Below are 19679 nucleotides of genomic sequence, written 5' to 3'. Positions count from 1 at the left end.
GCGCTCGCCGGTGTGACGGGTGACGACTGGAAGAAGGACGGCCACGAGAAGGGCGGCAAGTACAAGCCGCACGGCGGTGTCCACGCCGGTGGCGGCGCTCTCGCCGGTGTCACGGCCGACGACTGGAAGAAGGACGAGTCCTCGAAGGAGGACTACTCCTCCTCCAGCGACAAGAAGTGGGAGAAGGACGACTCCGAGAAGTCCTGGAAGCACGAGAAGCCGCGCGGTGGCGTCCACACCGGCGGCGGCGGCACGGCCCTCTCCGGCGGCGGTCTCGCCGCGGGCGCGCTGCTCCTCCTCGGTGGTGTCGGCGCCGGCGCGATGGTGATGCGCCGCCGTGGCGCGACCGGGTCCGCCGCGGCCTGACGTTCCGTACGCCGTACCCGTCGTGGTCGTCGCCCTTCCCCGGGCGGCGGCCACGGCGTCGGCGTTTGCCGCCCGGACCACCGGTCCCGCCCGGACCAGCCCGGACCCCGGACCAGCCCCTCCCCGGCGGGTCCGCCCTGCCCACCGGCCCGGGTTCCCGGCCCGCCCGCCCCTCCCGCCCGTCAGTGAAAGGCACGACGTCCCGTATGGACAGCCAGCAGTCCTCCGGCCAGCACCAGCAGTCCCCCTCCGCACCCCGCTCCTTCGGCCGCGCCATGCTCTGGCCGGTCATCGCCTCCGTTCTCGGCGTCCTGCTGATCTACAACTCCTTCGGTACGACGGACGACGCCAAGCCGCCGTCGCAGTCGGCCGCCGTCGCCTCCGCGTCCCCCTCCGCGTCCGCCTCGCCCACGGCCGCGCCCTCGCCGAGCAAGGCCGCCCCGAAGTACCTCGCGGCACCCCGCTCCGTGCCCAAGCGGCTGAAGATCATGGAGATCGCCGTCGACGCCCCGTTCATGGGTCTGTCGATCGGCGAGGAGGGCCGTCTGGACGCGCCGCCGCCGGACGACCGGAACCTGGTCGGCTGGTTCCAGGAGGGCGTCACCCCGGGTGAGCTGGGCACCGCGATCGTCGCGGGACATGTGGACACCAAGACCGGCCCGGCCGTCTTCCTCCAGCTCAGGATGCTGAAGAAGGGCAGCAAGGTGGACATCGTCCGTGCGGACGGGTCCACGGTGACCTTCGTCGTGGACGTGGTCGAGAACTTCGAGAAGGACGACTTCCCCAACGACCGGGTGTACGCGGACACCCCCGACGCCCAGCTCCGGCTGATCACCTGCGGGGGCGAGTACGACCGCAAGGCCAAGGACTACACGGAGAACGTCGTCGTCTTCGCGCACCTGGACTCGGTGACCTCCGCGTAGCGGCCCGGGCGGTCCCGGCGGGCCGCTCGGCTCGAATGCACAGCTCAGATACCTCCTGGGGGTACAAGTCATCCGAGGTGAACCGGTTGACTCTATACCCCTAGGGGGTATCATGCGCTCTGTGGTCGCAGCCAGGCGGCCCCGGAGCGAGGAGCGCGTCATGCACACCGGTGCCAGGATCACCGCCTTCGCCGCGGCACTCGCGGCGGCCTTCGGTGCGGCGTACGGGGTGGGGCAGAGCCTCGATCCCCTCGTCACCGAGGGGGAGAGGCCCGCCGGGCACTCGGCCCCGACGGGTGAACCGGGCGACGGGACGACCCGCCCCGGGGAGCGGCCCGATCCCGGTGACTCGCACGATCCGGCCGGCCACGGGCACTGACCTTAGCCCCGCGCCGTGCGGGATCGCCCGGACAGCCGTCCGGGCCAATCCCGCACCCGTACGCGCGACCGGGGCGGCGCGGCTGTTTGCGGCACGGCGCGGGGGACGGTGCTCTATGGCCTGCCCGACCCCCACGCCGGCCCGCACGCCGGCTTCCCCGCCAGGAGCACCGGATGCACCGCACCGCCGCCCTCGTCGCAGCCGCCCTTCTCGCCTCGGCGGCGGGCCTGCCCTCGGCCGCGCCCGCCGTGGCCTCGCCCACCACCCCGTACGCGGACTCCGCCCAAGCCCCAAAGGCCCCGGCCGTGCCGGCGGAGGACAACGAGGCCGACATCCCGGAGGAGCCCGAGAAGCCGCGCGGGCTGTTCCTGACCGTGTCCGGCTCGGAGAACACCTGGATCCGGGGAGTCCTGCTGCACTGCGCCCCCGAGCCCGCCGGTCCGCACCCGCAGGCGGCCGCCGCGTGCGCCGCCCTCGACGAGGCGCAGGGGGACATGGACCGGCTGCCCGGTGACGGGGCCCCCTGCACCAAGCAGTACGACCCGGTCACGGTCAGCGCCACCGGGGCGTGGCGCGGCAGGCCGACCGCCTGGCACAAGACCTATCCGAACGCCTGCGAGCTGGCCGCCACCACCGGCGCCGTCTTCCGCTTCTGAGCGGACCGGGTGTGCGCCGCCGGCTCAGGTGCTGCTGCGCGAGGTGACCACTCCCACGGTCACCAGGCCCAGCACGACCCACCCGAACCAGAGCCACCCATTGCTGCCGAGTGCCGCCGTGTAGGCCGTCACGACCACCAGGGTCCCGACGGTCAGCACTCCCATCACCTTCGTCGGACTGGACATCTGCGCCCTCCTTCGACGGCGGGGACCGTCAGGAACCATGGTCGCCCCTGACCGGCGCGGCGCGCTACTGCCGGGAGGGCCCCGCACCGGATCGCCGGTGCGGGGCCCTCCCGTGGCGTCTACGGCGGACGCGCCGCGCGGTCAGCGTCCGCCGCTGCGCGCCTGGAGCGAGGCCAGGTACGCGTTGTACGCCTCCAGCTCCTTGTCGCCGTCCCGGTCGGCGGCCCGGTCCGCGCGCCTGGCCACCCGCTGCTCGGAGCGGTACCACTGGTAGACCAGGGCGATCAGCACCAGCACGGACGGGATCTCGCTGAACGCCCAGGCGATCCCGCCCGCCGCGTGCTGGTCGTCCAGCGCGTCGATGCCGAGGGAGGCCGGCGGGCTCGCGTACGCGCCGACCATGGGCGTGGACGCCATCATCAGCGCGATGCCGAAGAAGGCGTGGAACGGCATCCCGGCGAACAGCTCCAGCATCCTCATCACATAGCCGGGGCGGTGCGGGCCGGGGTCCACGCCCATGATCGGCCAGAAGAACACCAGCCCCACCGCGAGGAAGTGCACCATCATCGCGATGTGCCCGGTCTTCGAGCCCATCAGGAAGTCGAACAGCGGCGTGAAGTACAGGCCGTAGAGGCTGGCGATGAAGAGCGGGATGGTGAACGCGGGATGCGTGACGATCCGCACGTAGCGGCTGTGCAGAAGGCTCAGCAGCACCTCGCGCGGCCCGGTGCGGTCCCGTCCGGCCACCGGCAGGGCGCGCAGGGCGAGGGTGATCGGCGCGCCGAGCAGCACCAGGATGGGCGTCACCATGCTGATGATCATGTGCTGCACCATGTGCACGCTGAACATGACCATGCCGTAGTCGTTCAGCTTGGTGCACATCACCAGCAGGATGGTGAGCACACCGGTGGTGAACGCGATCGTCCGGCCCACCGGCCAGGCGTCGCCCCGGCGCCGCAGCCGGGCGACCCCCCACCCGTACAGGCCGAGCGCGGCCAGGCACGCGACGAGGAAGAAGGGGTCCGGCGAGAGCTCCAGCCCCCGTCCCAGCGTGAACGGCGGCAGATCCATCGTCATGCCGTGCCCGCTGTGATCCATCTGCGTACTCCCGGGGCTTCCCGATTCGTGCCTGTTGTCCGGACCAGACTAGATGTGCCCCCGGACGCGCTCGCGTCCGGGGGCACGGTGTCCTGGGGAGTCCCGTCAGAGGACGCACTCCGCCTCGGCGTAGCGGTCGGTCGGGACCGTCTTCAGGGTGCGGGTCGCCTCCTGGAGGGGGACCATCACGATGTCCGTGCCGCGCAGCGCGGTCAGCATCCCGAACTCGCCCCGGTGCGCGGCCTCCACCGCGTGCCAGCCGAAGCGGGTCGCGAGGACCCGGTCGTACGCGGTCGGCGTACCGCCGCGCTGGACGTGGCCGAGGATGACCGGCCGGGCCTCCTTGCCGAGGCGGTGCTCCAGCTCCACCGACAACTGCCGGGCCACACCGGCGAAACGCTCGTGGCCGTAGATGTCCTTGCCGCCCTCGTCCCAGCGCATGGTGCCCTCGCGGGGCTTGGCACCCTCGGCGACGACCACGATGGCGAACTTCTTGCCCTTGGAGAAGCGTTCGCCCACCCGGGCGGTCAGTTCCTCTATGTCGAACGGGCGCTCCGGGACGACGATGGCGTGGGCGCCGGCGGCCATACCCGAGTGGAGGGCGATCCAGCCGGTGTGGCGGCCCATGACCTCGACGATCAGCACCCGCTGGTGGGACTCGGCGGTCGTCTTCAGGCGGTCGAGCGCCTCGGTCGCCACACCGACGGCCGTGTCGAAGCCGAAGGTCACGTCGGTCGAGGCGATGTCGTTGTCGATGGTCTTCGGCACGCCGACGATCGGCAGACCCGCCTCGGACAGCAGGGTGGCCGCCTTGAGGGTGCCCTCACCGCCGATCGGGATGATCGCGTCGAGCCCCAGGTCGGCCACATGCCCCTTGGCCCGCTCCACGCCGTCCACCAGATGTGCCGGCTGGACCCGGGAGGAGCCGAGGATCGTGCCGCCGCGCGCCAGGATGCCGGACACCGCGTCCAGGTCGAGCTTGCGGTAGTCGCACTCCAGGAGGCCCTTCCAGCCGTCGTGGAACCCGATGACCTCGTCGTCGTGGTCGACGACGGCGCGGTGCACGACGGAACGGATGACGGCGTTCAGACCGGGGCAGTCGCCGCCGGAGGTGAGCACACCAATGCGCATAGCCCGAGAACCTTTGCAAACGTGGGCCGACTCCCGGACCACGTCGTCCGGCTGGATCGGGGCCACCCTACCGGCGCGCGGACCCCGTTCCGAAACCGGCCGTCCGCCTGGTGGGACCGTGTCGGCGGCCTCTCGCTCAGGTGAGCGAGAGGCCGCGGGAATGGGTGCTCGGGTGAGCGTGTAGACCGTCAGACGCGCTGGTGGAGCGGGGTTTTCGCGCCCGGCGGAGACGGGCCGGACGCAGGTCAGGCCGGCTGGGTGGCCGCCGCGATCCGCTCCGCGCGCAGGGCCTCGTACCACCGGTCGTCGGTGGGCGGCAGGGCGTTCACGTCGAGGGCCAGCTTCAGCAGCAGGTCCGCGATCTGCGGGTTGCGCGCCATGACCGGCCCGTGCATGTAGGTGCCGAACACGGTGTCGTTGTACGCGCCCTCGGTGCCGTCGTCGGTGCCGTTGCCGCGGCCGAAGACGGTCCGCGCGAACGGGCGGGCGGTGGGCCCGAGATGGGTGATGCCCTGGTGGTTCTCGAAGCCCGTGAGCTGGGGCAGGCCCAGGCGCGGGTCGATGTCCGCGAGCACGTCGCCGACGCAGCGCTCGCCCTCGCCGCGGGTGGAGACCACGTCGATCAGGCCGAGGCCCGGCTCCCGCTCCCCGAGGTCGTTGATGAACTCGTGGCCGAGGATCTGGTAGCCGGCGCAGACCGAGAAGATGATCGCGCCGTTGGAGGCGGCCCGGCTCAGACCGCCGTCGCGGCGCAGCCGCTCGGCCGCCAGCCGCTGGGGCCGGTCCTCGCCGCCGCCGATCAGGTAGATGTCGCCCGAGGTGGGCACCGGCTGGTCGCTGCGCACGTCCATGCGCAGGACGTCCAGGCCGCGCTGGCGGGCGCGGCGCTCGACGACGAGGGCGTTGCCCTGGTCGCCGTAGGTGCTGAGCAGGTCCGGGTAGACCCACACCAGACGCAGGCTGCTGTCACTCATTCCCATGGTCCTTTTCGTCCGTCCGCAGCTCGTTGTCCGGGTGCTCAGTTGCCGACGCGGCGGCGCACGTCCTGGAAGGCGGTGTAGTTGGCGATCAGCTCGATCCGGCCGGGCGGGGCCGACTGGACGGCCTCGTCCACGGTCTCGCAGACGCGGAAGTCCAGGCCGGCGACCTCCAGGCGCACGGCCAGGTCGAGGCGGCGGTCGCCGATCACGGAGATCGGGTGCCCGGCGAGCCGGGTGTAGTCCACGTCCCAGAGCCAGGAGGTGTCCGTGCCGTCGGCGCCCCGGGCGTTGACGGAGAGGATCACCGGGGTGGGCGGCGGGTCGATCAGGGAGAAGGTCTCCAGCCAGCCTGCCGGGTTCTTCGCGAGGAGCAGGCGCACATCGCGGCCGAGGAAGGAGACCACGTCGTAGCGGCCGGCCACGGCCTGCACCTGGTACATGCGCTCCAGGGCCACCTGCGGCGGGACCCCGAAGGCGGCGGCGACGGCGGCCGAGGTGGCGGCATTGGCCTTGTTGGCCCGGCCCGGGAGCTGGAGGTGGATCGGCCAGGCGCTGCCGTGCGGGTCGATCACGTGGTCGCCGCTCAGCACCCAGCTGGGGGAGGGGCGGCGGAAGCCGCACTCGCCGCAGAACCAGTCGTCGCCGGGGCGCTGCATCACACCGCCGCAGGACGGGCAGGACCAGGCGTCGTCCTTCCACTCCTGGCCCGCCGCCACCCACACCACGTTGGGGGAGGAGGAGGCCGCCCAGACGACGAGCGGGTCGTCGGCGTTGGCGATGACGGTCGCCTTGGAACCGGCCAGCCCCTCGCGCCACTTCTCGGCCAGCATCCGCGTCTCGGCGGCGCGGTCGAGCTGGTCGCGGGAGAGGTTGAGCAGTGCGATCGCCTTGGGCGTGACGTCCCGGGCGACGCCCGAGAGGTACTTCTCGTCGACCTCGATCACGCCGAAGCGGGATTCCGAGCCGCCCGCGAGCGCCGAGGTGATGCCCGCCGGCATGTTCGCGCCGAGGGCGTTGGAGACCACCGGTCCCGCGGCGCCCAGGGCCTCCGCGATCAGCCGGGTCGTCGTGGTCTTGCCGTTGGTCGCCGACACGAGGACCACGTCCAGGTGCTGTGCGAGCCGGCCCAGCAGGTCGGGGTCGAGTTTGAGCGCCACCCGGCCGCCGATCACCGATCCGCTGCCGCGTCCGGCGGCACGCGACACCGCGGCCGCGGCCTTGCCCGCCGTCACGGCCAGCTTGGCACGCGGCGTCAGCTCCGAGTTGCCTGACATCGTCCTTGATCCTCCTTGCGTCGGTCCGGAGCCAGCCTATCGAGCTATCCCCCGCGTCCCGCACCGCGGCACCGTCGGGAAACGTGGAGGTCACTCGGGAACGTACGCTGGGCGCCATGCGAAACCGGCCGATCCCCGGCAGTTCCGGACTGGTCAGGCCCATGAGCCTGCTCGGCGATCCGGTGCTGCACGCCCCCTGCGAGCCCGTCACGGACTTCGGCACGGACCCCTGCGGGAGCGCCGGCGCGGACGCGGGTGTGGACCTCGCGCGCCTGGTGGAGGACCTGTTCGCCACGATGTACGCGGCGCAGGGGGTGGGTCTCGCGGCGAACCAGGCGGGGGTGCCGCTGCGGGTCTTCGTGTACGACTGCCCCGACGACGAGGACGTGCGGCACGTCGGCCATGTGGTCAACCCGGTGCTCGTGGCGGCGGACGGGGTCGTGGTGCGCGGGCCGGAGGGCTGCCTGTCCCTGCCGGGGCTGGAGGCGCCGGTGGAGCGGTACGACCGGGCGGTGGTGGAGGGCGTGACGGTGGACGGCGCGCCGGTGCGGGTGGAGGGCACGGGGTTCTTCGCGCGCTGCCTCCAGCACGAGTGCGACCACCTGGACGGGCTGGTCTACGCGGACCGGCTCACGCGGTGGCGCCGGGGGCGGCTGGCCCGGGGGGCGGGGCGGGCTGCGTGGGGGTCCGCGGAGCGGGTGGGCAGGCTGCGGGGGGTCGGCAGCGCGTAGGGGGCGCGTACGGGGTGCTCACGGGGTGCGCCCGCGGTGGGCCCTACCCCGCCCCGCCCCTTCCCGTGACCGGGGGCTCCGCCCCCGGACGCCCGCGCCTCGATCGCCGGCCCAGCCGGCAGCGAGGCCGTCCCGGGCGGGGCTGCGGATACGGCCCGTCCGGCGATCGAGGACACCGGGCGGAGCCGGACCGGGTCCGGGCGGAGCCGGACCGGTACGCGAGCGTCACGCCTCGGGCGTGACCTCGCGGTCGGGGGCGTCGAAGAGGCGGCCGCAGAGGAGGTCCGTCAGGCTCTCGACCAACTCCTGGCGCGCGCACGGGCGTTCGGCCAGCCACCAGTCGCCCGCCGCGTGCATCATGCCGACGATGCCGTGGCCCCAGACCCGGGCCACCAGCTCCCCGCCGGGGCCCAGGTCCGCGCGGTCGGCGATGACCTGGCCCAGTTCCTCGCCGAGGCGGCGCAGCAGTGGCGCCGAGTGGCGGCCGACGTCGAAGCCCTGCTCGGCGGGGTTGCGGTCGCCGTCCTCGGAAGGGTGCATCAGGAAGCGGTAGACCTGCGGCCGCGCCTCGATCGCCGCGAGGTAGGTGTCCAGCGTGCCCGCCACCTGCTGCCGGCGGTCCACCGGTGCGTACACCGCCACCTTCAGCGCCCGCAGCAGCGCGTCGGTGTGGCGCTTGGCGAGGGCGCGGTAGAGCCCGCCCTTGTCCCCGAAGTGGCGGTAGAGGATGGGCTTGGTGATCCCCGCCTCGGCGGCGATCGCGTTCATCGAGGCCTGCGGCCCGTCACGGAGGACCACCCGCTCGGCCGCCTCCAGCAGCTCGCGCCGCCGCTGGTCCGCCGAGCGCTGCTGCTGCGTGGTCTCCATGATCCGACTCTCCCCGCCCTTGCGAAATGCGTGACGCGCAAGGTAACACCCACCCGCCCGGACCAGTGATCCGGCTGCGTCGGTTGACATGTGCTACTGATCGGTAACAGACTCGGGTTACCGCAAGTAACGCGCTGCTGGGCGCCGTAGTGCTGGAGGGGTCATGACCGAGTTCACGCTCGATCTCAACGAGGACCAGAAGCAGGTCCGCGACTGGCTGAACGGCTTCGCGAAGGATGTCATGCGCCCGGCCGCCGCGGAATGGGACGAGCGCGAGGAGACGCCCTGGCCCGTCATCCAGGAGGCCGCCAAGATCGGCATCTACTCCCTGGACTTCTACGCCCAGCAGTTCTTCGACCCGACCGGCCTCGGCATCCCCATGACCATGGAGGAGCTGTTCTGGGGCGACGCGGGCATCGCCCTGTCGATCGTCGGCACCGGCCTCGCCGCCGTCGGCGTCATCGCCAACGGCACCGAGGAGCAGATCGGCACCTGGATCCCGCAGATGTACGGCGATGCCAACGATGTCAAGGTCGCCGCCTTCTGCTCGTCCGAGCCCGACGCGGGCAGCGACGTCGCCTCCATGCGCACCCGCGCCGTCTACGACGAGGCCAAGGACGAGTGGGTCCTCAACGGCACCAAGACCTGGGCGACCAACGGCGGCATCGCGGGCGTCCACGTCGTGGTCGCCGTCGTCGACCCGGAGCTGGGCTCCAAGGGGCACGCCTCCTTCATCGTCCCGCCCGGCACCCCCGGGCTCAGCCAGGGCCAGAAGTTCCGGAAGCACGGCATCCGCGCCTCGCACACCGCCGAGGTCGTCCTGGAGGACTGCCGCGTCCCCGGCAGCTGCCTCCTCGGCGGCAAGGAGAAGCTGGACGAGCGCCTGGCCCGGGCCCGCGAACGGGCCAGGGCCGGGGGCGGCGAGCGGATGAAGAACGCGGCGATGGCCACCTTCGAGGCGTCCCGCCCGGCCGTCGGGGCCATGGCCGTCGGCACCGCCCGCGCCGCCTACGAGGAGGCCCTGGAGTACGCCAGGACCCGGGAGCAGTTCGGCCGGCCGATCATCGACAACCAGGGCGTCGCCTTCCAGCTCGCCGACATGCGCACCCGGATCGACGCGTCCCGCCTGCTGGTCTGGCGCGCCTCCTGGATGGCCACCACCGGCAAGCCCTTCACCTCCGCCGAGGGGTCCATGTCCAAGCTGTTCGCCAGCGAGACCGCCAAGAGCGTCACCGCGCAGGCCATCCAGATCCTCGGCGGCAACGGCTACACCCGGGAGTACCCGGTGGAGCGCATGCACCGGGACGCGGCGATCTACACCATCTTCGAGGGCACCAGCGAGATCCAGCGTCTGGTGATCGCCCGCACCCTGGCGGGCATGCCCATCCGCTGACCCGCACGGCACACGGCGGCGCCCCGGCCGAGGACCGGGGCGCCGCCGTGTACAGCGTCGTGCGGAAGGGCTCAGACCGGCAGGGCCGCCTCCACGGCCGCCACGACCTCCGGCGCCTCCGGCTCGGTGCGCGGACGGAACCGGGTCACCTCGCCGCCGGGCGCGATCAGGAACTTCTCGAAGTTCCACTGCACATCGCCCGCCTCGCCGTCCGCGTCCGCGACCCGGGTCAGCTCCGCGTACAGCGGGTGGCGGCCCTCGCCGTTCACGTCCGCCTTCTCCAGCAGCGGGAAGGTCACCCCGTAGGTCGCCGAGCAGAACTCCGCGATCTCCTCGGAGCTGCCCGGCTCCTGCCCGGCGAACTGGTTGCACGGCACGCCCAGCACCGTGAACCCCTTGTCGCCGTAAGTCTTCTGCAGGCGCTCAAGACCCTCGTACTGGGGCGTCAGGCCGCAGCGGGAGGCGACGTTCACCACGAGCACCGCCTTGCCGGCGTGGTCGGCGAGCGAGGTCTCGGCGCCCTGGAGCGTGCGCAGGGGGATGTCGTACAGGGACAACGCGGACTCCTTCGTGCGGGTGTGTCCTCGCAGCCTACTTCCCCGGCGCCGGACCGCCCGCGTCGCGGGGGACGGGCCCTGATTCCCGACGGGCCTCACGGGATCGGCCGGAACAGTCCCTCCTGCACCACCGACACCAGCAGCCGGCCCTCGGTGTCGTAGATCCGGCCGCGGGCGAGCCCCCGGCCGCCGGTCGCGATCGGGGACTCCTGGTCGTACAGGAACCACTCGTCCGCGCGGAACGGCCGGTGGAACCACATCGCGTGGTCCAGGGACGCCATGTCGAACCCCCGGGGGCCCCACAGCGGCTCGACCGGGATGCGCACCGCGTCCAGCAGGGTCATGTCGCTCGCGTACGTCAGCGCGCAGGTGTGTACCAGCGGGTCGTCACCCAGCGGACCGACCGCGCGCATCCACACCGCGCTGCGCGGATCGGCGTCCCGGACCTCCTCGCGCGTCCAGCGCAGCCGGTCCACATAGCGGATGTCGAACGGCTGACGGCGCGCCATCCGCTCCAGTGCCTCCGGCAGGGCGCCCAGGTGCTCCCGGATCTCCTCGGCCACCGGCGGCAGGAACTCGGGGGAGGGGAAGTCCAGCCGGGGCGGCAGCTGGTGCTCGAACGCGCCCTCCTCCGGCCGGTGGAAGGAGGCCGTCAGATTGAAGATGGTCTTCCCCTGCTGCACCGCCGTGACCCGGCGGGTGGTGAACGAGCGCCCGTCCCGGACCCGTTCGACCTGGTAGACGATCGGCACCCCGGGGATGCCCGGCCGCAGGAAGTAGGCGTGCAGCGAGTGGACCGGCCGCTCGCCGTCGGTGGTGCGGCCCGCGGCGACCAGCGCCTGGCCCGCCACCTGGCCGCCGAACACCCGCTGGAGCGACTCGTCCGGGCTGTGCCCGCGGAAGATGTTCACCTCGATCCGCTCCAGATCGAGCAGATCCACCAGCCGCTCGGCGGGGTTCGCCGTCATCCCTCGTCCTCTCCCGTCTCTGCCGCCCCCTCGCGCGGGGCCCGTCACCGTTCTCGCAGGGCCCGTCACAACTGACCCACCGAGGTGACGCGCACGACCGCGCGGCCCTCCTCGTCCGAGGCCGCCAGGTCCACCTCGGCGCTGATGCCCCAGTCGTGGTCGCTGTTCGGGTCGGCGAAGGTCTGGCGCACGCGCCACAGACCGTGCGCCGGGTCCTCCTCGATCGACAGCAGCCGCGGCCCGCGCGCGTCCGGGCCGGTGCCCAGGTCGTCGTACTCGTCCCAGTACGCGTCCAGGGCCTCGCCCCAGGCGTCCTCGTCCCAGCCCGACTCCGCGTCCATCCGGCCCAGTTCGGCCGCCTGGTCCAGGGCCGCCAGCTCCACCCGGCGGAACATCGCGTTGCGCACCAGGACCCGGAAGGCGCGGGCGTTCGCCGTGACCGGCTTGACCTGGTCGGCCTTCTCCTGCGCCTCCTCGGCGGTCTCCACCTCCGGGTTGGCCAGCTGCTCCCACTCGTCCAATAGGCTGGAGTCGACCTGCCGCACCATCTCGCCCAGCCAGGCGATCAGATCCTGGAGGTCCTCGCTCTTCAGGTCGTCCGGGACGGTGTGCTCCAGCGCCTTGTACGCGCTCGCCAGATAGCGCAGCACAATGCCCTCGGTCCGGGCCAGCTCGTAGAAGGAGGTGAACTCGGTGAAGGTCAGGGCCCGTTCGTACATGTCCCGGATCACCGACTTCGGCGACACCGGGTGGTCGCCCACCCACGGGTGCGACTTCCGGTAGAGGTTGTACGCGTGCCACAGCAGCTCTTCGAGCGGCTTCGGGTACGAGATCTCCTGGAGCCGCTCCATGCGCTCCTCGTACTCCACCCCGTCGGCCTTCATCGCGCCGACGGCCTCCCCGCGCGCCTTGTTCTGCTGCGCGGCGAGGATCTGGCGCGGGTCGTCGAGCGTCGACTCCACCACGGACACCATGTCCAGGGCGTACGACGGCGACTCCGGGTCCAGCAGGTCGAACGCGGCCAGCGCGAAGGTGGACAGTGCCTGGTTCAGCGCGAAGTCCTGCTGGAAGTCCACCGTCAGCCGCACGGTCCGGCCCTGCGCGTCCGGGGTGTCCAGGCGCTCAACGATCCCGCCGTCCAGCAGCGAACGGTAGATCGCGATGGCCCGGCGGATGTGCTTGAGCTGCTGCCTGCGCGGCTCGTGGTTGTCCTCCAGCAGATGCCGCATCGCCTCGAAGGCGTTCCCCGGGCGGGCGATCACCGACAGCAGCATCGCGTGGGTGACCTTGAACCGCGAGGTCAGCGGCTCGGGGTCGGAGGCGATCAGCTTCTCGAAGGAGTTCTGCGACCAGGCGACGAATCCTTCCGGCGCCTTCTTGCGGACCACCTTCCGCTTCTTCTTCGGGTCGTCGCCCGCCTTCGCGAGCGCCTTCTCGTTCTCGATGACATGCTCGGGCGCCTGCGCCACCACGAACCCGGCCGTGTCGAAACCGGCCCGCCCCGCGCGGCCCGCGATCTGGTGGAACTCGCGCGAGCGCAGCACCCGCACCCGGTTGCCGTCGTACTTGGTCAGCGCGGTGAACAGCACCGTGCGGATGGGCACGTTGACGCCGACGCCCAGGGTGTCCGTACCGCAGATGACCTTCAGCAGACCCGCCTGCGCCAGCTTCTCCACCAGCCGCCGGTACTTGGGCAGCATCCCCGCGTGGTGCACCCCGATGCCGTGCCGCACATAGCGCGAGAGGTTGCGTCCGAAGGCCGTGGTGAAGCGGAAGTTGCCGATCAGCTCGGCGATCCGGTCCTTCTCCTCACGGGTGCACATGTTGATGCTCATCAGCGACTGCGCCCGCTCCACCGCCTGCGCCTGCGTGAAGTGCACGATGTAGACCGGGGCCTGCCGGGTCTCCAGCAGCTCGGTCAGCGTCTCGGTGATCGGCGTCGTCACGTACTCGTACGACAGCGGCACCGGGCGGGTCGCCGAGCGGACCACGGCGGTCTCCCGGCCCGTGCGCCGGGTCAGGTCCTTCTCGAACATCGACACGTCGCCGAGGGTCGCCGACATCAGCACGAACTGCGCCTGCGGCAGCTCCAGCAGCGGGATCTGCCAGGCCCAGCCCCGGTCCTGCTCAGCGTAGAAGTGGAACTCGTCCATCACCACCTGGCCGACGTCCGCGTCCTTGCCGTCCCGCAGCGCGATGGAGGCCAGCACCTCGGCCGTGCAGCAGATCACCGGGGCGTCCGCGTTCACCGAGGCGTCCCCGGTGAGCATGCCGACGTTCTCCGTGCCGAAGAGCTTGCACAGGTCGAAGAACTTCTCCGACACCAGCGCCTTGATCGGCGCCGTGTAGAAGGTGACCTCGTCCCGGGCCAGCGCCGCGAAGTGCGCCCCCGCCGCGACCAGGCTCTTTCCCGAGCCGGTGGGCGTGGAGAGGATCACGTTCGCCCCCGACACCACTTCGATCAGGGCCTCCTCCTGAGCCGGGTAGAGCGTGATGCCCGACTCCTCGGCCCACGTGGAGAAGGCTTCGAAGAGGGCGTCGGGGTCGGCGTCGGGCGGCAGCTGATCGATAAGGGTCACGCCCCCATCTTGCCTGCCTTTCCGGGCCCCGGGGGAACCGGCCGTCGCCCGGGAAGATCATCGGAGGTACGCTGCCCTGTCAACCGGGTTTCGCACAACAGCAGATGGGGCGGGGACAGGCACATGATGGGACCGGCGCACTCACTGTCCGGGGCGGCCGCCTGGCTGGGGGTGGGGGCCGCGACCGCGGCGGCCGGCCACCCGATGCCCTGGCCCGTCCTGGTCGTCGGCGCGCTCATATGCGCCGGCGCCGCCCTCGCACCCGACCTGGACCACAAGGCGGCGACCATCTCGCGCGCCTTCGGACCGCTCTCCAGGGGCCTCTGCGAGATCGTCGACAAACTCTCCTTCGCCGTCTACAAGGCGACGAGGAAGCCCGGCGACGCCCGGCGCACCGGCGGCCACCGCACCCTCACCCACACCTGGCTGTGGGCGGTCCTCATCGGCGGCGGAGCCTCCGCCCTCGCCGTCCTCGGCGGCCGCTGGGCCGTCCTCGCGCTCCTTTTCGTGCACATGGTCCTCGCCGTGGAGGGCCTGCTGTGGCGGGCCGCCCGGGTCTCCAGCGACGTCCTGGTCTGGCTGCTCGGCGCGACCAGTGCGTGGATCCTCGCCGGGGTCCTCGACAAGCCCGGCAACGGCGCGGACTGGCTGTTCACCGCCCCCGGCCAGGAGTACCTGTGGCTGGGCCTGCCGATCGTGCTCGGCGCCCTGGTGCACGACATCGGCGACGCCCTCACCGTCTCCGGCTGCCCGATCCTGTGGCCCATCCCGGTCGGCCGCAAACGCTGGTATCCGCTCGGGCCGCCGAAGGTGATGCGCTTCCGGGCCGGGAGCTGGGTGGAGCTGAAGGTCCTGATGCCGGCGTTCATGCTGCTCGGCGGGGTCGGCGGGGCGGCGGCGCTCAATCTGATCTGAGTCCGCCGCCGGGGCCGCCCGGGGCCCGGGCGGGTTCGAGGACTGGGCTCGCCGGCCGCGATCACCCGCCGCGATCACCAGCCGCGATCACCGGCCGGGCCGCCGGGCCCGGGCCGCCGCGCGCGGTATGGGTTCCACGGCTTCGTGCGCACTGACTCCCGCACTGACTCCTGACGTGATGCTGAAATCCGGGCTTGAGGCGCAATGCCGTTGCTGGGCAGTGGTGCGCAGTCTTGGGCCGGCAGGTGACACGGAAGGGCACTCAGAGTGAGATATGCCGCGCGCTGACACGTGTCGCGGTGGGCCCGCGCTCCTCGCTTCCGCGGTGACCGGAACGTCCTCCGCGGCGGTGCGAGCCTTGACACCTGGCATCAGGAAGGGCAGATCCCGGTCGGCAGGCCGCTGGAGAGTCCGCCGCGTTCGCCGTCGGTGAGATCACGACCGAGGACGGAGCACAGGTGCCGTTTCCAGAGGGCGGGGTCGAGGCGGAACAACTCGAGGCGGCCTCCGGAGACGGGTGAGCGTAGAAGCGCCTTGCCGTCCTTGGTGGCCGCGACGAAGCCCTGCTTCTCCCCAAAATCGTACGTCTTCCGGTACGCGGGGTCGTCCGCCTTCAGAAAGCTTACGGAACTGTCGTTGGCCAAGAAGAACTCGGAGCCCCCGGTGCCACCCGCCGCCCACCGGTCAGGGGTCAGCGGCCCGAGTGGACCCACCACTCGCTTCGGCCGCTGCCCAGGTTGCGCCGACCACAGCTCGACCAGGCCGCCTATGCTCTGCACGGCCGCGTAGCGCGAGTCCTTCAGGAACACGGCCAGGGCGAGGTCGACTCCGAGACGTACACGAAGCCCTGTGTTCACCCTGCCTGTTCGCAGATCGACAGCGTGCACGTCCGGTTCGCCGCGCACGGTGACCGCCGCGTACCCCGGCTCGCGGTGGTTGGTCACGAAGTAGTCCGGTCGGTCTTTCGTGGTGAGCTGAAGGTCACGCAGATCGATCGGCGGCGTCACGCTGCGGCCCTCGCGAGCATCCCAGTGCTCGACGAGGGTGCCGGAGACTGTCAGGAGCCGATCGTCACCGAGGAAGCGGAAGGCAACCAGTTCCGGCTTGCCGTCTTTGCCGACAGGAGGTCGTGCCACGGTGAACTCGGTCACCCGGCGCAACGAGGGCAGTGCGCGAACCGTGATCCGGTTCAGGTCCGAGATGTCCGCAACCAGCGTCTCGGCGTTGTTGACCCGGAGTAACTGGTTCGGGTCCGGAGGTGTTCTGGCATCGCTGTCCACTTCGGCGAGAGTTCTCTCCTCCCCTTCTGTCTCGACGACGCGCAGACTGTCGCTGTCCTCGACACGGACCACCATCCTGCTTCCGTCGCCGAGCAGCGTCGGGGGGCTGTTGGTGCTGACGTCCTCCGACTTTGCCAGCGCCCATCCAGTCACCGCTTCCTCGTTCCAGGTGGCCACGACAGGCTCGCGCGAAGTCCCGAGAAGCGGAAGGTTCTTGACGTCCTGCAGGCTGCCGGGCCGGAAGAACTGCTGAGTCCTGCCGCCGTCTCGAGTGCGGACCAGGTCCCACGCGCCCGTCGCGGAGAGCACCGCGAAGCGGTCGCCTTCCTCGTCAACGGCCACATCACTGCATGAAGTGTCGTCCCCGCGACGGTATTGGCCCAGCATCTCTCCGTCCGCCACGCGTACGGCCTGGTAGTGGGCCTGTCCGCCCACGTCGGGGTCGGGCTTGTCTTCCCGGCAGACGATCACCACGCTGCCGTTTCCCGACACCCCGGTGCCACGGAATTCGAGGTCCTTTGCCAGTTCACGCATCGTCCCGGCGCCGATATCGACAGCAACCAATGACTGCTTCAGGACCGACCCGGTGCTGCGCTGGGCCACGAGTGTGTTTCCGTCCGGGCCGAACCACACGTTCACAAGCCCGGAGACCTGGGCCGGAAGCTCCCGAGGCTGTTGCGTCTCCAGGTCCCACACCTGCACCGGCCGCTTCGCCGACGACGCCGGCACGCCGACCAGTCGACGCCCGTCCGGGGAGAAGTCCATGATTCTGGCGTTGAGCCATTGCACGCCCAAGGAGATGTTCTTGAGCGCACCGCTGAGCTGGTGCGGCGGCCCTACCAGCCGATTCCCTGAAGGGGTCACGTCGTGCCAGACCACCACCCCGTCCACATCGCGCAGGTAGGCGATCCGTCGCCCATCCCGGCTGACCACGGGGGACAGGACGTTGTCGGCGAGGCGGAGTTGCTCCTGTCTGACCCTGCCCTCGGCCGTGCGGACGAACAGGGTCGCGCGGCCGAGCTGGGTCGTCACCAGAGTCACTCTGCCGTCCGCGCTCATGGCGGCCCCACCGACTGGTCCCTCGGCTCCCGTCAGCACCCATTCCGCGTCCTTGAGTTCCTCGTACCGGCGCATCAGCGCACTGCGGGCCTCCTGTGTCGGAGCGACCTCGTACGCCGCGAGCGCCGCCAGGGCAGCCTGCCCGGGGTTGCTGTCCGTCAAGTCGTCCGACTGCACCGCAAGCGTCCGGGACCGCCCCTCGGCCTCCCGGTGTGCGCTTACCTGTGATTCCTGCACGAGGAACGTGCCCAGCCCGGCGATCAGCAGAAGGGCCAGGGCCACCGCGACCCACCCCGCACGTGCCCGAACCTGCCGTGCGCGCCGGCGCTGACGGGCCAGCGCAAGGAACTCCCGCTGGTCCTCGGTCAAATCCCTCTCGCGTCCGTGCAGCCTCGCTTCCACGACCGAGAGCTGAAGGGGGCCGGGCAGCAGATCGGCCGAGCGGTCCGCTTTTTGCCACCGCTCCAGATCGTGCTGTACCTCCGCCCGCCCCGTCAGGAAATCAGCATCGGCCCGGACCAGCTCTGCCAGGGCCGGCCATACCGCGATCAAGGCCTCGTGGGCCAGCTCCGCGCTCTCCGGTCGGCCATCACCTCCGTACAGGACCAGCAGGCGCTGCTCGGCCAGCGCCTGCGCCAGGCGCCAGCGTCCCTCTCCCGCCTCTTCGCGTGTCAGGGCGCGCCGCAGCGGAGCCTCGCCGCCCGGCAGCACCCGCACCAGCCCCGTCAGCAGCCGTGCCGCTTCGGCCTCACCCTCAGGTGGGACGCACCTCCGCCACGCCTCCTCGGCATGGCGCCTCAGTGCGCCGGATACTCCGCCGATGTGCTCGTACGTCGCGGCCTGTAACCGTCCGGCGGATCGTCGCTGCCACAACTCCGCCAGAACGAAACCCAGAAGGGGCAGAATTCCCGGCTCGCCGCCCGCATCGTCCAGGATGCGGCGGTCAAGCCCGGGGTCGTACTCGACCGCCGGAATGCGCTTGAGCGGTTCGGTGATCACCGCGTGCAGCTGGTCCCGGGCCATGGGAGTGAGCGGAAGTGTCACCCCGCGTTTCAGAGCGGGACCCAGGTGCGAGTGACTCAGTGCGGCGTCCACGAAGTCGGCGCGCAGGGTGACGAGAACCCGCAGGGCGGCCGGCTGCCACTGCGGGAACAGCAGCTCGACAGTCTCGGTGAGCTCCGGCTGCGGTCGGTTCAACAGTGCCTCGGCCTGATCGAGTACGACCAACAACCGTGACGCCGGCCGTCCTGTCACCCGATGGAAGGTGTCCGCAAGCCCTAGCTCACTCAACCATTGATCCACTTGGCCGGCGTTCTGCGCGCGCGGGGGCCGCCCATACTCCCCCGATCTTCCGACCTCGAACAGCTCGGTGGCGAGCGCTGCCCGCAGGGAAGAGGAACGTGTCGCGTTGACCTGCAGGATCCGGTAGCCGTCCTGCCGCATCCTCGGCACCACACCGGCGAGTGCGAGCGACGACTTGCCGCAGCCCGACGGCCCGTACAGCGTCACAGTGGGCTGATCGCCCCGCAGGGCGGTGACGACTCGCTCGATGTCGTCGTCCCGGCCGAAGAAGACATCGGCGTCGTCCTCCTGAAAGGCGGACAGACCACGAAAAGGGGTAGCCGGGCTCACGTACGGGGCGAGGTCGGGTACTTCCTTCACCAAGGTTCTCGTCCGCAGGACGAACGCCTGCTGGGCCTCGCGGACCGACTGTGCCGCCACCATCATCCCGACGACAGCGCCCAGTTTGTCGTCCCAGACCGGGCTCCCGCTGAAACCCCCCTTGACGTGCACGGCTTCGTCGTTGGCCCGCGAGAGCTGGATCCAGCCCGGGCGGGTGGGCCCCCGGAACCTGCCGCTCTGCCAGATCCCATCCGGGTGTTCGTCGGTGAAGCCCACGGTACGCGCATCGTGGTCCCATACGCCGCTCTGCGGGTCGGCCATGGGGAGCGGACGGGCTCCGGGAATCCGGTTCCGCAACCGCAGCACGGCGATGTCCCCGGTCTGATCGGGCCTGATCGGCGTCCAGTGCTGGACCTCGGCACGGTGGTCGCTCCCGTCGACGCCGTCGGCGTTCCCGGCCAGCGGCACGTCGACCGTGACCTCGGTGCCGGCCTCCACCGCGTCTTCCCGGGGCCGGAGCAGCGCGTCCGATACCACATGAGCGCAGGTCAGCACCAGGTCCGCGGCGATGAGGAAGCCCGCGCCGCCGATCGCACCGTCCGGTCCCTTGACACGGACGACCGCCGCGACCAGTGACGGCTCCGCCTCCCCGGTGTCGCGCTCCTGAATATCCGTCACTGCGCCCCCCGTGCCCCCGTTGTCGCGCCAGACTGG

General features: G+C 71.3%; 16 protein-coding genes and 1 pseudogene. 7 read left to right on the top strand and 10 right to left on the bottom strand.

Annotation, left to right across the window (positions count from 1 at the left end):
• From C593_RS0122555 to C593_RS33900, 4 genes and pseudogenes are all read left to right on the top strand, one after another.
• Nucleotides 1–366 (top strand): annotated as a pseudogene (locus C593_RS0122555) (hypothetical protein); the annotation flags it as partial.
• 206 nt (nt 367–572) lie between these two features.
• The gene (locus tag C593_RS0122550) at nt 573–1289 is read left to right on the top strand and encodes a class F sortase (protein WP_018849589.1); all 717 of its coding nucleotides are present in this window, start codon (nt 573–575) and stop codon (nt 1287–1289) included.
• Nucleotides 1290–1449: 160 nt separating this feature from the next.
• Nucleotides 1450–1668, top strand: a complete 219-nt coding sequence (locus C593_RS0122545; protein ID WP_018849588.1) for a hypothetical protein — start codon at nt 1450–1452, stop codon at nt 1666–1668.
• Nucleotides 1669–1841: 173 nt separating this feature from the next.
• Nucleotides 1842–2324: an SSI family serine proteinase inhibitor gene (locus tag C593_RS33900; RefSeq protein ID WP_018849587.1), complete on the top strand. Its 483-nt coding sequence runs from the start codon at nt 1842–1844 to the stop codon at nt 2322–2324.
• 24 nt (nt 2325–2348) lie between these two features.
• On the opposite strand, the gene C593_RS33430 is transcribed toward C593_RS33900, so the two are convergent.
• From C593_RS33430 to C593_RS0122515, 5 genes are all read right to left on the bottom strand, one after another.
• Nucleotides 2349–2510: a hypothetical protein gene (locus C593_RS33430; protein WP_018849586.1), complete on the bottom strand. Its 162-nt coding sequence runs from the start codon at nt 2508–2510 to the stop codon at nt 2349–2351.
• Nucleotides 2511–2651: 141 nt separating this feature from the next.
• Nucleotides 2652–3608 carry a cytochrome c oxidase assembly protein gene (locus C593_RS0122530; protein ID WP_018849585.1) on the bottom strand — a complete coding sequence of 319 codons (957 nt, stop codon included), beginning with the start codon at nt 3606–3608 and terminating at the stop codon, nt 2652–2654.
• Nucleotides 3609–3713: 105 nt separating this feature from the next.
• The gene (locus tag C593_RS0122525) at nt 3714–4739 is read right to left on the bottom strand and encodes a 6-phosphofructokinase (protein ID WP_026277975.1); all 1026 of its coding nucleotides are present in this window, start codon (nt 4737–4739) and stop codon (nt 3714–3716) included.
• 245 nt (nt 4740–4984) lie between these two features.
• The gene (locus C593_RS0122520; RefSeq protein ID WP_018849583.1) at nt 4985–5713 is read right to left on the bottom strand and encodes a glutamine amidotransferase; all 729 of its coding nucleotides are present in this window, start codon (nt 5711–5713) and stop codon (nt 4985–4987) included.
• Nucleotides 5714–5757: 44 nt separating this feature from the next.
• Nucleotides 5758–6993: a MurT ligase domain-containing protein gene (locus C593_RS0122515; protein ID WP_018849582.1), complete on the bottom strand. Its 1236-nt coding sequence runs from the start codon at nt 6991–6993 to the stop codon at nt 5758–5760.
• A 116-nt stretch (nt 6994–7109) separates the two neighbouring features.
• On the opposite strand from C593_RS0122515, the gene def reads away from it, so the two are divergent.
• Entirely contained in the window at nt 7110–7724 is a 615-nt protein-coding gene (gene def / locus C593_RS0122510; RefSeq protein ID WP_026277974.1) for a peptide deformylase, read from the top strand.
• A 225-nt stretch (nt 7725–7949) separates the two neighbouring features.
• On the opposite strand, the gene C593_RS0122505 is transcribed toward def, so the two are convergent.
• The gene (locus C593_RS0122505) at nt 7950–8591 is read right to left on the bottom strand and encodes a TetR/AcrR family transcriptional regulator (RefSeq protein WP_018849580.1); all 642 of its coding nucleotides are present in this window, start codon (nt 8589–8591) and stop codon (nt 7950–7952) included.
• 163 nt (nt 8592–8754) lie between these two features.
• Here C593_RS0122505 and C593_RS0122500 point away from each other — a divergent pair, with 163 nt between their 5' ends.
• A complete protein-coding gene (locus C593_RS0122500) occupies nt 8755–9984 on the top strand; it encodes an acyl-CoA dehydrogenase family protein (protein ID WP_018849579.1) in 1230 nt (409 codons plus the stop codon).
• 71 nt (nt 9985–10055) lie between these two features.
• Here C593_RS0122500 and C593_RS0122495 read toward each other — a convergent pair whose 3' ends face one another.
• The 3 genes from C593_RS0122495 to C593_RS0122485 all read right to left on the bottom strand — a co-directional run bounded on the left by C593_RS0122495 (nt 10056) and on the right by C593_RS0122485 (nt 14088).
• A complete protein-coding gene (locus tag C593_RS0122495; RefSeq protein ID WP_018849578.1) occupies nt 10056–10541 on the bottom strand; it encodes a glutathione peroxidase in 486 nt (161 codons plus the stop codon).
• Nucleotides 10542–10636: 95 nt separating this feature from the next.
• Nucleotides 10637–11509, bottom strand: coding sequence for an acyl-CoA thioesterase (locus tag C593_RS0122490; protein WP_018849577.1), 873 nt, complete (start codon nt 11507–11509; stop codon nt 10637–10639).
• A 65-nt stretch (nt 11510–11574) separates the two neighbouring features.
• Nucleotides 11575–14088, bottom strand: a complete 2514-nt coding sequence (locus C593_RS0122485; RefSeq protein ID WP_018849576.1) for a DEAD/DEAH box helicase — start codon at nt 14086–14088, stop codon at nt 11575–11577.
• 123 nt (nt 14089–14211) lie between these two features.
• Between C593_RS0122485 and C593_RS0122480 the strand changes: the two genes are divergently transcribed.
• The gene (locus C593_RS0122480; RefSeq protein ID WP_018849575.1) at nt 14212–15003 is read left to right on the top strand and encodes a metal-dependent hydrolase; all 792 of its coding nucleotides are present in this window, start codon (nt 14212–14214) and stop codon (nt 15001–15003) included.
• A 371-nt stretch (nt 15004–15374) separates the two neighbouring features.
• On the opposite strand, the gene C593_RS0122475 is transcribed toward C593_RS0122480, so the two are convergent.
• A complete protein-coding gene (locus C593_RS0122475) occupies nt 15375–19643 on the bottom strand; it encodes an nSTAND1 domain-containing NTPase (RefSeq protein WP_018849574.1) in 4269 nt (1422 codons plus the stop codon).
• Between the last annotated feature and the right edge of the window lie 36 nt (nt 19644–19679).

The organism is Streptomyces sp. CNT372 (assembly GCF_000377145.1).
The sequence above is the reverse complement of the archived record's forward strand: the minus strand, read 5'-3'. Positions and strand labels throughout refer to the sequence as shown.

Excerpts from the sequence above, each read along its gene's own strand:
- C593_RS0122550 (WP_018849589.1), top strand. The coding sequence starts at position 573 with ATGGACAGCCAGCAGTCCTCCGGCCAGCACCAGCAGTCCCCCTCCGCA.
- C593_RS0122545 (WP_018849588.1), top strand. The coding sequence starts at position 1,450 with ATGCACACCGGTGCCAGGATCACCGCCTTCGCCGCGGCACTCGCGGCG.
- C593_RS33900 (WP_018849587.1), top strand. The coding sequence starts at position 1,842 with ATGCACCGCACCGCCGCCCTCGTCGCAGCCGCCCTTCTCGCCTCGGCG.
- C593_RS33430 (WP_018849586.1), bottom strand. The coding sequence starts at position 2,510 with ATGTCCAGTCCGACGAAGGTGATGGGAGTGCTGACCGTCGGGACCCTG.
- C593_RS0122530 (WP_018849585.1), bottom strand. The coding sequence starts at position 3,608 with ATGGATCACAGCGGGCACGGCATGACGATGGATCTGCCGCCGTTCACG.
- C593_RS0122525 (WP_026277975.1), bottom strand. The coding sequence starts at position 4,739 with ATGCGCATTGGTGTGCTCACCTCCGGCGGCGACTGCCCCGGTCTGAAC.
- C593_RS0122520 (WP_018849583.1), bottom strand. The coding sequence starts at position 5,713 with ATGAGTGACAGCAGCCTGCGTCTGGTGTGGGTCTACCCGGACCTGCTC.
- C593_RS0122515 (WP_018849582.1), bottom strand. The coding sequence starts at position 6,993 with ATGTCAGGCAACTCGGAGCTGACGCCGCGTGCCAAGCTGGCCGTGACG.
- def (WP_026277974.1), top strand. The coding sequence starts at position 7,110 with ATGCGAAACCGGCCGATCCCCGGCAGTTCCGGACTGGTCAGGCCCATG.
- C593_RS0122505 (WP_018849580.1), bottom strand. The coding sequence starts at position 8,591 with ATGGAGACCACGCAGCAGCAGCGCTCGGCGGACCAGCGGCGGCGCGAG.
- C593_RS0122500 (WP_018849579.1), top strand. The coding sequence starts at position 8,755 with ATGACCGAGTTCACGCTCGATCTCAACGAGGACCAGAAGCAGGTCCGC.
- C593_RS0122490 (WP_018849577.1), bottom strand. The coding sequence starts at position 11,509 with ATGACGGCGAACCCCGCCGAGCGGCTGGTGGATCTGCTCGATCTGGAG.
- C593_RS0122480 (WP_018849575.1), top strand. The coding sequence starts at position 14,212 with ATGATGGGACCGGCGCACTCACTGTCCGGGGCGGCCGCCTGGCTGGGG.